Annotated in this window: 12 protein-coding genes; 4 read left to right on the top strand and 8 right to left on the bottom strand. The window is 64.5% G+C overall.

Going from position 1 to position 12,364, the window contains the following annotated elements:
- The first annotated feature begins 2 nt into the window (after positions 1–2).
- The 4 genes from nuoN to ACO07D_RS19625 are packed head-to-tail and all read left to right on the top strand — an operon-like array spanning position 3 to position 4,640.
- Positions 3–1,436: an NADH-quinone oxidoreductase subunit NuoN gene (gene nuoN / locus ACO07D_RS19640; protein ID WP_421704616.1), complete on the top strand. Its 1,434-nt coding sequence runs from the start codon at positions 3–5 to the stop codon at positions 1,434–1,436.
- Between the two features lie 19 nt (positions 1,437–1,455).
- Positions 1,456–2,190, top strand: a complete 735-nt coding sequence (locus tag ACO07D_RS19635; RefSeq protein ID WP_421704615.1) for a biotin--[acetyl-CoA-carboxylase] ligase — start codon at positions 1,456–1,458, stop codon at positions 2,188–2,190.
- 12 nt (positions 2,191–2,202) lie between these two features.
- Positions 2,203–2,982: a type III pantothenate kinase gene (locus ACO07D_RS19630; RefSeq protein WP_421704614.1), complete on the top strand. Its 780-nt coding sequence runs from the start codon at positions 2,203–2,205 to the stop codon at positions 2,980–2,982.
- Positions 2,979–4,640, top strand: a complete 1,662-nt coding sequence (locus ACO07D_RS19625; RefSeq protein ID WP_421704613.1) for a ribonuclease J — start codon at positions 2,979–2,981, stop codon at positions 4,638–4,640. The genes ACO07D_RS19630 and ACO07D_RS19625 overlap by 4 nt, the downstream gene beginning before the upstream one ends.
- 9 nt (positions 4,641–4,649) lie before the next feature.
- Here ACO07D_RS19625 and ACO07D_RS19620 read toward each other — a convergent pair whose 3' ends face one another.
- The 8 genes from ACO07D_RS19620 to ACO07D_RS19585 form a co-directional block, all read right to left on the bottom strand.
- Complete coding sequence (locus ACO07D_RS19620; protein ID WP_421704612.1) at positions 4,650–4,970, bottom strand: PilZ domain-containing protein; 321 nt, start codon at positions 4,968–4,970, stop codon at positions 4,650–4,652.
- Positions 4,971–5,136: 166 nt separating this feature from the next.
- A complete protein-coding gene (locus ACO07D_RS19615; protein ID WP_421704611.1) occupies positions 5,137–6,591 on the bottom strand; it encodes a DEAD/DEAH box helicase in 1,455 nt (484 codons plus the stop codon).
- A gap of 189 nt (positions 6,592–6,780) precedes the next feature.
- Entirely contained in the window at positions 6,781–7,404 is a 624-nt protein-coding gene (locus ACO07D_RS19610) for a hypothetical protein (protein ID WP_421704610.1), read from the bottom strand.
- On the bottom strand, positions 7,401–8,222 hold the full coding sequence (locus ACO07D_RS19605; protein WP_421704609.1) for an alpha/beta hydrolase: 822 nt from the start codon (positions 8,220–8,222) through the stop codon (positions 7,401–7,403). Before ACO07D_RS19605 ends, ACO07D_RS19610 begins: the two co-directional genes overlap by 4 nt.
- 56 nt (positions 8,223–8,278) lie before the next feature.
- Entirely contained in the window at positions 8,279–8,719 is a 441-nt protein-coding gene (locus ACO07D_RS19600) for a hypothetical protein (protein ID WP_421704608.1), read from the bottom strand.
- 97 nt (positions 8,720–8,816) lie between these two features.
- Positions 8,817–9,473, bottom strand: coding sequence for a type VI secretion system-associated protein TagO (locus tag ACO07D_RS19595; protein WP_421704607.1), 657 nt, complete (start codon positions 9,471–9,473; stop codon positions 8,817–8,819).
- An 80-nt stretch (positions 9,474–9,553) separates the two neighbouring features.
- Positions 9,554–11,164: a peptide chain release factor 3 gene (locus ACO07D_RS19590; protein ID WP_421704606.1), complete on the bottom strand. Its 1,611-nt coding sequence runs from the start codon at positions 11,162–11,164 to the stop codon at positions 9,554–9,556.
- A gap of 157 nt (positions 11,165–11,321) precedes the next feature.
- On the bottom strand, positions 11,322–12,338 hold the full coding sequence (locus tag ACO07D_RS19585; protein WP_421704605.1) for a Hint domain-containing protein: 1,017 nt from the start codon (positions 12,336–12,338) through the stop codon (positions 11,322–11,324).
- Positions 12,339–12,364 lie beyond the last annotated feature (26 nt).

Genomic DNA, 12,364 nt, shown 5'->3' with positions numbered 1-12,364 from the left:
AGATGAGCTCTGACATTCAAATCGTCCTGCCCGAGATCCTGCTCTCGGTCTATGCGATGGCCGCGCTTCTGGGTGCCGTTTACACCGGCAAGGACCGGATGGCCGCGCCGCTGACCTGGCTGACCGCGCTGGTCATGGCCCTTCTGGCCGTGATGATCGCCGGCGGCGAGGGGGCCCGCGAGGGTTTCAACGGCATGGTCGTCGACGACGCCTATGCGCGTTTCGCCAAGGTCGCAATCCTGCTGGCCGCCGGTGCGGTCATGGTGGTCGGCATGGACGCCATGGCGAAACGCGGCCTGTTGAAGTTCGAATACCCGATCCTGATCGCCCTGTCGGTCGTCGGCATGATGGTCATGGTCTCTGCCGGGGACCTGATCGCGCTCTACATGGGTCTGGAACTGCAGTCGCTGGCGCTCTACGTCGTTGCCTCGCTGAACCGCGACAGCGTGAAGTCGACCGAAGCCGGCATGAAATACTTCGTGCTGGGCGCGCTGTCGTCTGGCCTGATGCTCTACGGTGCCTCGCTGGTCTACGGCTACTCGGGCACCACCCTGTTCGGTGGCATCATCGAGGCTGCCAATGACGGCCACGTGGGCATGGGCCTGTTGATCGGCCTGACCTTCGTCCTGTCCGGCATGGCCTTCAAGGTCTCTGCCGTGCCCTTCCACATGTGGACGCCTGATGTCTACGAAGGCGCGCCGACCCCGATCACCGCCTTCTTCGCCACCGCGCCGAAACTGGCGGCGATGGGCCTGTTTGCCCGCGTCATGTTCGACGCCTTCGGCAACGCGGTCGCCGACTGGCAGCAGGTCGTGGCCTTCCTGGCGCTGCTGTCGATGTTCCTGGGCGCCGTGGCCGCCATCGGCCAGACCAACATCAAGCGCCTGATGGCCTATTCGTCCATTGCGCATATGGGCTTTGCCCTGCTGGGCCTGGCGGCTGGCACCGAGTTCGGCGTGCAGGCGATGCTGATCTACATGGCGATCTACTTGACCATGAATGTCGGCACCTTCGCCTTCATCCTGTCGATGGAGCGTGACGGCAAGCCGGTCACCGACATCGCCTCGCTGAAGCTCTATTCGCGTGCGGAACCGATGAAGGCCGTGGCCATGCTGATCCTGATGTTCAGCCTGGCGGGCGTGCCGCCGATGGTCGGCTTCTTCGGCAAATACGCCGTCTTGAACGCCGCCGTGCAGTCGGGCCTGACCTGGCTGGCCGTGGCTGGTGTGATCGCCTCGGTGATCGGGGCCTTCTATTACCTGCGCATCGTCTTCTTCATGTACTTCGGTGACGAAGGCGAAGGCGTGCAGACCCCGATGGCGCCCGCTGCCTGGGCCGCCCTGATGGGCTCGGCCGCGATCATGGTGCTGGGCGCGATCAACCTCTTTGGCATCGAAGGTGCGGCCGCCGCCGCCGCCGCCGCCCTTGTCAACTGAGTGGCCCGCTGATTGGCCCGTGGGCACTGGCCGGCGCGTGCTGGCCAGTGTCGATAGCACCAATGCGGAAGCGGCGCGCATTGCGCCCACGCTCATGGGGCCGGAGTGGATCCTGGCCCATGAACAGACCGCAGGCCGTGGTCGCCGTGGCCGCGCCTGGGTGAACCCGCCCGGCAATTTCATGGCCACGCTGGTCATGCGCCCGTCCGAGCCGCCCGCCCAGGTGGCCCTGCGCAGCTTCGTCGCCTCCCTGGCCCTGTTCGACGCCTTCGTCGCCGCCACCGGCCGCGCGCAGAGCTTTGCGCTGAAATGGCCCAATGACGTGCTTATGAACGGCGGCAAGGTCGCGGGCATCCTCTTGGAAAGCGCCGGTATGGGCGCTGGCGTCAGCCATATCGCCATCGGCATCGGCGTGAACCTGGTGGCTGCGCCGCCGCGCGATCAGGTCGAACCCGGTGCTGTCACCCCGGTCAGCCTGATGGATGAGACCGGCGCGCGCGTGACACCCGAGGAATTCCTCGACCTGCTTGCCCCCGCCTATGCGCGGTGGGAACACAGTTTCACGACCTACGGTTTCGCCCCGATCCGCGAAGCCTGGTTGGCCCGCGCCGCCAAACTGGGCGAGACGATCACCGCACGCACCGGGGCCACAGAGACCCAAGGCGTGTTCGAGACAGTGGACGAAGAGGGCAACCTTGTTCTATCCACCCCCAAGGGCCGCCAGGTGATCCCGGCGGCGGATATCTTTTTCTGAGCGGGGGCCACCATGCTTCTGGCCATTGATTGCGGCAATACCAACACCGTCTTCTCGATCTGGGATGGCGAGAAATTCCTGTGCACCCTGCGCACTTCGACCCACCATGCGCGCACGGCGGATGCCTATTTCACCTGGTTCTCGACCCTGATCAACCACTACGGGATCGAGCTGGATATCACCGACGTGATCATCTCGACGACAGTGCCGCGCGTCGTGTTCAACCTGCGTGTCTTTGCCGACCGGTTCTTCGGCTGCCGCCCCGTGGTGGTGGGCAAGCCCGAATGCGCCCTGCCGCATGAGCCGCGGGTGGACATTGGCACCGCCGTTGGCCCGGACCGGCTGGTGAACACCGCAGGCGCCTATGATCGCCACGGCGGCGACCTGATCGTGGTTGATTTCGGCACTGCCACCACTTTCGACGTGGTCGCCAAGGATGGCGCCTATATAGGCGGGGTGATCGCGCCGGGGGTGAACCTGTCGCTCGAAGCGCTGCACATGGCCGCCGCAGCACTGCCCCATGTCGATATCTCGAAACCGCAGAGTGTCATCGGCACCAACACGGTCGCCTGCATGCAGTCTGGCGTGTTCTGGGGCTATGTGGGTCTGGTGCGCGAGATCAGCGCGCGCATCAAGGAAGAGCGCGCGCGTCCGATGAAAGTCATTGCCACCGGCGGGCTGGCGCCTCTGTTCGACCAGACCGCCGACCTGTTTGACGCCTTTGAAGAGGACCTGACCATGCACGGTCTGGTCGTCATCCACGATTACAACAAGGAGCACGGCCCCGCATGAGCGCCGAACGCCTGATCTATCTTCCCCTCGGCGGTGCCGGGGAAATTGGCATGAATGCCTATGTCTATGGTTGGGGGGCGCCGGGCAAGGAACGGCTGATCCTGGTCGACCTGGGCGTGACCTTCCCGGACATGGACACCACGCCCGGCGTGAACCTGATCATGCCGGACGTGACCTGGCTGGAGCAGAACGCTGACCGGCTGGAGGCGATCTTCGTCACCCACGCGCATGAAGACCACGTCGGCGCCGTGGGGCGCCTGCATTCCAAGCTGCGCGCGCCGATCTATGCCCGCCCCTTTACCCGCTACCACGCGCAGCGCAAGATGGAAGAGGCGGGGCAGGACCCCGATCAGGTCATCGCCGCGCAGGTCTTTCCCGAGGTCATCAATGCAGGCCCCTTCAAGGTCTCCTTCCTGCCGCTGTCGCATTCGATCCCCGAAAGCGCGGGGCTGGTGATCGACACGCCCGCCGGGCGTCTGGTGCACACCGGCGACTTCAAACTGGATGAAAACCCGGTGCTGGGCGACAAGTTCGACGAGGCGCTGTGGCGCGAGGTCGCCAGCCCGCGCATCAAGGCGCTGATCTGCGATTCAACCAATGTGTTCAGCCCCCATGATGGCCGGTCCGAAAGCGAGGTCGGCCCGGAGCTGGTCAAGCTGATCGAGGGTGCCGAACGTATGGTGGTCGCGACCACCTTTGCCTCCAACGTGGCGCGGGTGAAACAGCTGGCCGAGGCGGGCAAGGCCGCGGGGCGCTCCGTCTGCCTTCTGGGCCGCGCTATGCGCCGCATGATCCAGGCCGGGATCGAGACCGGCGTGCTGGCCGATTTCCCCACCACCGTCACCGCCGAGGATGCCCGCGACATCCCGCGCGAGAACCTGATGCTGATCGTGACCGGCAGCCAGGGCGAACGCCGCGCGGCGTCGGCGCAACTGGCGCGGGGCAAATACCTGGGGCTCACCATGGCCGAAGGCGACATGTTCCTGTTCAGCTCGAAAACCATTCCGGGCAATGAGCGCGGTGTGATCCGCATCATGAACGCCTTTTCCGAAATGGGTGTGGATGTGGTCGCAGAAAACGACCGCTACCACGTGTCGGGCCACGCCAACCGCCCGGATCTGGAGCGGGTGCACCAGATCCTGAACCCGGAAATCGTCATTCCCATGCACGGCGAACATCGTCACCTGCGCGAACACGCGCGGCTGGCCGAGGCGGGCGGGCGTGCCGCGATGGTGGTGGTGAATGGCGCGGTCTGCGACCTGACCGGGGTCAAGCCGCATGTCGTGGAACATGTCGAAGCCGACCGGGTCTATCTGGACGGCGATATCCTGATTGGCGCACTGGACGGGGTGGTGCGCGACCGCATCCGCCTGGCATTGAACGGCCATGTAATCGTCAACGTGATCCTGGACGGCGAAGAGCCGCTGGGCGACCCCTGGGTCGAGCTCATGGGCCTGCCCGTGGTTGGCAACTCCAAGGCGCCCCTGGTTGAGGTGTTGGAGGAAGACCTGGGTCAGTTCCTCATGCGCGCGGGCCGCAAGACCCTGCGCGACGAGGATCGGCTGGAAGATGAGCTGAAGAAGATCGCCCGCAAGACGACCAATGATGAGCTTGGCCGCAAGCCCGAGGTCACCGTGGTGGTCAGCCGGTTGGAGTAGGGCGGGGCGTTACCCCAACCCCTCCACGAACTGCGCAATGAATCCCGCCGTCACCCGGCGGGCCAGTTTCACATTGTCATAGGTGGCCGCAAAGACATCCCCGTCAATGCGCCGGGGCGTGACCTGCAACGCGGGCAGGTCTTGCAGCTGCACAGCGGTCACCGGCCCGTCCAGCGCCTGCAGGGCGCCGGGCTCGGTGCGGCAACGCAGGCCGACGAAGGAAATATCCTCAAGCCGGGCGGGCAGGGAGCTGTCCCCCGAGATCAGTGTGACCGTGCCTTTCACGGGGATGCGATGACGGTCGCGGCGGTCTTGTAAAATCTTATTCATGCGAAACAACCTTTCCAAAACTGGAGAGTTGCCTGTCAGCCTTCGGCAAAAGGCCTAACAAAGGATTTCCGACCGGGTATTTTTTCTGAATAGGGCGATTTTCTGCTGGCTCAGCACAAAAAAAGGCCCCGCAGGGGGCCTTTGATGTGTCTTCAGTCTTTCGAGTTCAGCTCGCGCGGCGCTCGTCGAAGCTCTTGGCGATGAAATCGGGCACGTGATCGCCCATGCCGGGCACGCCATTGCCGCCCTGTTTGCCACCGCGTCCACGCGGACCTCCACGACCGCGCGACGGCTGTTTGGGCTCCTGCACACGCGGTTCGTCGCGCTTGGGCTCCTGCTTGGCCTCCTGCGGGGCAGCTTCCTGTGCCTCGGCCGGCTTGTCCTCGGACTTGCGGCCACGCCCGCGGCTGCGTGCGGGCTTGGGTTTTTCCTCGCCAGTCTCCTCAGGCTTGGTGCGCTTGCGCTCCGCCGGTTTGACCGGGTTCTCGACCCGCGGGATTTCCTTTTCGATCAGCCGTTCGACCGCATCCAGGTTCTTTTCATCGCGCGGCTCGCAGATCATCACCGCCTTGCCGTCACGCCCCGCCCGGCCGGTGCGGCCAATGCGGTGCACGTAGTCCTCGGCGTGACCCGGCACGTCGAAGTTGAACACGTGGCTGACGTTCGGAATGTCCAGGCCACGGGCGGCAACGTCCGAGGCGCAGAGGAAGCGAATGGTGCCGTCCCGGAAACCTTGCAGCACCTCCATGCGCTTGGACTGGTCCAGGTCGCCATGGATCGGTTCGGCATTGTAGCCGTATTTCTTCAAGGATTTCGCGGTGATATCCACATCCGTCTTGCGGTTGCAGAAGATGATCGCGTTGGTGCAGGCCTCGCCCTCACGTTCGATGACACCGCGCAGAACCGTGCGTTTCTCCGACGCGGCGCGGTCGCGGCGCGAGGGTTTGAACATCACCAATTCCTGGGTGATCGTCTCGGACGTGGTGGCCTGGCGGGCCACTTCGATCCGTTCCGGGTTCGACAGGAAGGTGTTGGTGATCCGCTCGATCTCGGGCGCCATGGTGGCCGAGAAGAACAGGGTCTGGCGGGTAAACGGCGTGAGGCCGAAGATCTTTTCGATATCGGGGATGAAGCCCATGTCCAGCATGCGGTCGGCCTCGTCCACCACCATGACCTTCACATCGGACAGGATCAGCTTGCCGCGTTCGAAATGGTCCAACAGGCGGCCGGGGGTGGCGATCAGAACGTCGACGCCCTTGTCAATCAGCTGGTCCTGTTCCTTGAAAGACACACCGCCGATCAAGAGCGCCTTGGTCAGTTTCACGTGCTTGGCGTAGGTGTCGAAGTTCTCCGCCACCTGGGCGGCGAGTTCGCGGGTGGGGCACAGCACCAGCGAACGCGGCATACGCGCCCGGGCCCGGCCGCGCGCCAGCATGGAGATCATCGGCAGGGTGAACCCGGCGGTCTTGCCGGTGCCCGTCTGGGCAATGCCCAGAACGTCGCGTCCCTCCAATGCGGGCGGGATGGCGCCGGCCTGGATCGGTGTCGGAGTTTCGTAGCCGGTTTCTTCAACGGCTTTCAAGACTTTGGGGCTGAGCTTCAGGTCAGAGAATTTGGTCATTATGATCCGTAGGTTACGGACCGTCTTTGGCCCGTGCATCTGCGAAGGATGGGCCCGGATGGCCTTGGCGCAGCAGCAGCGCCCCTTCAGGTGCCCGATGGGTAGCGAAAAACGCGGGGCGGGTCAATGACATGGCCGGAATTGGCGCAAAACGTTGGGGTGCGGGCGGGTTCGGGCCGGAAATGTGGCTCAGATACCGCAGCTTGGGTGCAGTTCCGGGCGGAACCCGGCGGCGAGTACCGCAAGGCTGGGGCGCGGGGTCAGCACGGTGACCGGGCCGGTGGGGCGTGGCTCGGCTGGGCCATAGCCTTCGGGCGTGTAGTGGTAACAGCTGTTCTGCCAGAGCAGCGCCGGGGTGCCCCGATGCAGGATCATGGAACCGTTCGGCAAGCTGCCCGCCGGGGCCTCATGGGTGATCTGCTGGCGAGATCGCGTCACGCGAGCGGCGTGCAGGGCCTTGTCCATCTCGAAATGCCCCGCCGTCTCTCCGGTCGCCTTGGCCCAGGCGGCTTTGTAGGCGGCATAGGCTTGGGGGCGACAATAGGCGCAGGGGCGGTGTCCGGCGGCCAGGCCGACTGCTTCGTCCAGGAAGAACAAGGGCGTCCAGCCGCGCGCGGGCAGGGGGCCGTGATAGCGCCCGCGCGGATGGGTCAGCGTGCAAATGATCCAGTGCTTGTGCTTCCAACGCGAGGTGCCCAGACGCCCGCCTTGTAGCTCCAGGATGCCGCGATTGCCGGTGAACAGCCCGCGCGCGGGGTGGGCGGTGATCTCGCCGGTGGGCAGGACGCGATTCTGCAGCGGGCGCCGGGTCATGAGCCGCCCCAGAAGCCGATTTCCTGCAGGAACGCCTCGACCGCCTCGGTATAGGGGCCTTTCGCGCCGAGCCCTGCGTTGATCGCCAGGTGGTTCAGCGGCTGCGGCAAGACACGGGCGGCTCCGCCCCGCGCGGTCACGGCCTGGGCAAAACCGTGGGACGCAGGGCAGGCGGGGCCGCGTTTCTGTGAACAGACCAGTAAAAGAGGCCCGACGCCCCGTTGCAATCGGGCGAGTGGCGACGCGGCCTGCCAGATCGCCGGATCGGGGCCGAAGGCCTGTTGATACAGCCGCGAGGGCTGGTTCTGCATCAGTGTCTCGACATCATAGGCCGCCGTGTCCAGAGCAACTGTGCCCAGCCAGGGCCGCGCGCCTTCGCGGGCAGGATCGGCCGCAAGCAGCGCCACCAGATGCGCGCCCGCCGAATGGCCCATGAGCACAATGCGTTCCGGATCGCCACCCCAGGCTTTCGCGGACCGTTGTACCAGCGCCAGTGCCGCCGCCATGTCCTGAACCTGGGTGTCCGGCATGACCTCCGGCACCAGCCGGTAGTTGACAGAGACGAAGATCGCCCCCAGCCCGGTCCAATAGGCGGCCTTTCGTCGCCAGACCGGCAGGGTGCGCTTGTCCCCACCGACCCAGCCGCCGCCATGCACCATGACCACCAATGGCGCATTCGCGCGATGTTCGGGCAGATAGGCATCCAGCTTCTGCAAGGGACCCGCGCCATAGGGCTGATTACGCCAAAGCTCATAGGCCTGAACCGGGGAGGGCGCCGACAGGCACAGGGTTAGGCAGAACAGAAGAAAGCGGGGCATTGGATTTGCGGGCTCCGGCTAAGGCAGGAGTTTGTTTTGCCTGCTTTCAGAGAGGGTCAGTTCGCAACGACCCGCGCATGGCGCATCACCGCGCTCTGCCAGGTATCCGGGTCGGTCACGGCCTCCAGATCGCCGACCAGCGACAGGCGGGTGCCCTCGTCAAAAGTGGAAATAGGTTCGTCCAGCTCGACCATCAATGTGATCCCGTGGTCGGCCTGGCCACAGAAGGGGCAACTCCCCATGTCGCTGACCAGCATGACCTGACGCACCGAGGCCCCGGCCTCCATCGGCATCGCATAGCCCGAGATCCGGAAGTCCGAAATGCCCTGTTCCAGCTGCTCAGGAAAGCTCTTGCGCACCTCGTACCGGGTTTCGGTGACGATTTCTTCAATCTCGACGGCGGACAGAAGCGCCCAGGGGTCTGTCTCGCCAAAGGCAGGGCCTGCCGCGCCTGCCATAGCCACATAAAGCGCCGCGATGGAGGGTTGGTGGTTCATGTCTCGCACCTCGTTCTGGTTGCATGAAGCATGCCCCAAACCCTTTCCGGCGCAAAGGAAAACCCACAGCCAGGGCGTGATTTCGCTCAAAATGCGCCTAGAGCTGCCAGCCGCAGACCTCCATGACGGGGGCCAGCGCCTCGGTCAAACCCGTGGTGTCGAAGATCGCGGTAACCGGGCTTTCATTATAAGGCGTGACCTGGGCCACAAACCTGTCGGCCTTTGCCATGTCTCGGATAAGCGCGATCGGCGTGCCGGGGGCAAAGGTGGCCTTGCTGTCGGTGGACAGACCCCAATTCTGCGTGGCTGCCGGGTTATCGCCGACACGGATGGTCACCCGTTTGTATTCATTGCGATAGTCACCGTCGTTGCCCAGATAGTCGCGCCAGGCGACATACATTTCGGTCCGGTTTGACTGACAGCGGATGATCATCGTGACCTTGTTGCCCCAGCGGTCGCTGCCCTGATCGGCATCCAGCGCCAGAACCACGGTCTGGCTGTCATCCAGCGGATTGCTGCTGCGCTGCACCTCCCATTTGCCGATGGCTGGCGCCGTGACGCCTGTCGCCACTGGCTGAGGCCCGTCCAGATCCAGCGCCTTGGCCAGGTCGTCGTAACACTGGAGGCGTTCCAGCATGCCGTCGATCACCGCGCATTGCGCGATCTCACGGCGTGGGTCGCTGTCCTGAGGCTGAGTTTGGGCCAACGCCATGGCGGGCAGGGCGATCATGGCAAGGACGGGAAACAGGCGCATGGAAACCTCCGGGTGGTGCAATCCCCGGAGGTTTTATCTGTGCGCAGCTCTCCGTCAAGGCGACATCATGCCCCGTGTCATTACCCGTGCATTTCCTTGGTTGCCGACAGGGTCAGCTCGGGCATGTCGCGTTCGATCCGGTCGATGTCCCATTGCAGGCGCGTCATGTAGACCACGTCGCCATCGTGATCGTGTGCGATGTGCTGCTTGTTCGTGTTGACGAACTTGTCGACCTCGGGTTTCGGGCCGGTGACCCAGCGCGCCGAGGTGAACTGTGTCTGCTCGAACCGCACCGGCAGGCCGTATTCCAGCTCGATCCGGCTGGCCAGAACCTCGAACTGCAGCGCGCCGACCACGCCGACGATGAAGCCCGAGCCCAGGTTCGGTTTGAACACCTTGGCAGCACCTTCCTCGGCAAACTGCATCAGCGCCTTTTCCAGGTGCTTGGCCTTCATCGGGTCGCCCGCGCGGCAGGCCTGCAAGAGTTCCGGCGCGAAGCTGGGGATGCCGGTCACGCGCAGCGCCTCGCCCTCGGTCAGCGTGTCGCCGATGCGCAGCTGCCCGTGGTTCGGAATGCCGATGATATCACCCGCCCAGGCCTCTTCCGCCAACTCGCGGTCCGAGGCCAGGAACAGAACCGGGTTCGACACGGCCATCGGTTTCTTGGTGCGCACATGGGTCAGTTTCATGCCGCGTTTGAAATGCCCCGACGCCAGGCGTACGAAAGCCACCCGGTCGCGGTGTTTCGGGTCCATGTTGGCCTGAACCTTGAAGACAAAGCCCGCGACCTTCTTTTCCTCCGGCCCCACCTGGCGCGGATCGGCTGATTGCGGCTGCGGCTCTGGGCCGTAGTTGGCGATGCCCTGCATCAGCTCCTGCACACCGAACGAGTTGATCGCCGAGCCGAACCAGATCGGCGTCATATGCCCTTCCAGCACCGCCTGCGGGTCGAGCTTGGGCAGCAGTTCGCGCGCCATCTCGACCTCTTCCAGGAACTGTTCCAGCAGGTGTTCGGGCACGTGCTTGGCCAGGTTCGGATCATCCAACCCGTTGATTTCAATGGACTCCGCCACGACGTTGCGGTCGGCGCGATCCATCAGCTCCAGCCTGTCATTCAACAGGTCATAACAGCCCATGAACTCGCGACCCACACCAATGGGCCAGGAGGCCGGGGTCACGTCGATCGCCAGGTTCTCCTGGATCTCGTCGATGATCTCAAAGGTCTCGCGGCTTTCGCGGTCCATCTTGTTACAGAAGGTCAGGATCGGCAGGTCACGCAGCCGACAAACCTCGAACAGTTTCTGCGTCTGGCTCTCCACCCCCTTGGCGCCGTCGATCACCATCACCGCGGCATCCACGGCGGTCAGCGTGCGATAGGTATCTTCCGAGAAATCCGAGTGGCCGGGCGTGTCCACCAGGTTGAAGCGATACTGCCCGAAATCAAAGGACATGGCCGAGGCGGACACGGAAATCCCCCGGTCCTGCTCCATCTTCATGAAGTCCGACCGCGTGCGCCGCGCCTCGCCCTTGGCGCGCACCTGGCCCGCCATCTGGATCGCACCCCCGTACAGCAGGAACTTTTCCGTCAGCGTCGTCTTGCCAGCATCCGGGTGCGAGATGATGGCAAAGGTGCGCCGCCGAGCGATCTCGGCGGGCAGGTCAGGGCGGTTCGGGTGGGCAATATCCAACATGGGCGCGATATACCGGGCCAGAGCCGCCCCCGCAACTTCCCTCTTTTTCTTGCTGAAAATATCTCGGGGGACGCGCGCAGCGCGGGGGGCAGAGCCCCCAATCACACAATCAAGCGTCGCGCAGCGACACCGCTTGGCAGCGCCCTAACGCGCCGCCCTATCTCGCAACTGACGCCCGGCGCAGCAGATCCACCGCGTCCTTCGCCACCAGATCCGCTTCGCGCAGCTCACGCGCGCCCAGGCTGGCCTTGGTGTCTTCCTGCAACCGGCGGGTCACCTCGTCGGGCAGGGCGGGGCGGGTGGCGCCGTCGACGAACAGGCTTTCCGAGGCAATGCCCTCGGCATAGATCACCTCGTGCTTGTCGAAGAGCAGCTGGTAATATTCCACGAAGCCGCCTTCGGACTGCACCACCGAGCTTCCGTTGACCAGCAGGCGTGCCTTGACCAGCACCTCTTTCTTGCCCGCGCCCATGGCGTCCACCCGCTGATAGATGAACAGCCGGTGGTTCGGGCTGACGGTCAGGTCGTGTTGATTGTTCAAGGCGCCCGCTTCGATGCGAATGGGCGCGAAGGCGCCGGTCGCGCGCACGGTCTGGTGGCCGATCCAGCGCACCGCCTGCGGGCCGCTGTCGCGGGTCAGCACCCGGTCGCCGGGCTGAAGATCTTCGATCGGCACCTGGCGCCCGTCTGCCATGGTGATGCGGGTTCCTTGCGTGAAGGAGACACAGGCGCTTTCGGCCAGCTTCTCGCGCGCCCGTTCGGTGTCCACGGTGACCAGCGTATAGCCCGCCTTGGCTTCCAGCGGGCTCAGCGGGTGCAGGTAAATCTCGGCAATTGCGCCGTCCGGGTCCACCTCGACCAAGACCAGCGCCTCGTCATGGGATCCGTTCGGCCCCATGAAGGTGACCAGGCAGTCCAGGAACAGTCGTGCGCCGGGGTGGCCCAGCTCGCTGCCGGCGCCGATCACGAACTCGCCGGTGGCCTCAACCGTGGCCACGGCCAGGCGGCGGCTCGCCGCTGCGGCATCAAGCTCATATACGTCTTCCATGACCAGGTCGGAGGCATCGGCAATCGGATCCCCCTCGTTTACCCCGTGGCGCACGCGAAACGCCTCGGCCGGATAGACCACCAGCGACTGCACGGGCAGGGGGGAAGAAAGATCGAAAAAAGACATGGCAGCACCCCAAATTCAGTCAAAAC

The sequence above is a fragment of the Aliiroseovarius sp. genome (genome assembly GCF_965228805.1).
In the GTDB taxonomy this organism is placed as follows: domain Bacteria; phylum Pseudomonadota; class Alphaproteobacteria; order Rhodobacterales; family Rhodobacteraceae; genus JASBTN01.
The sequence above is the reverse complement of the archived record's forward strand: the minus strand, read 5'-3'. Positions and strand labels throughout refer to the sequence as shown.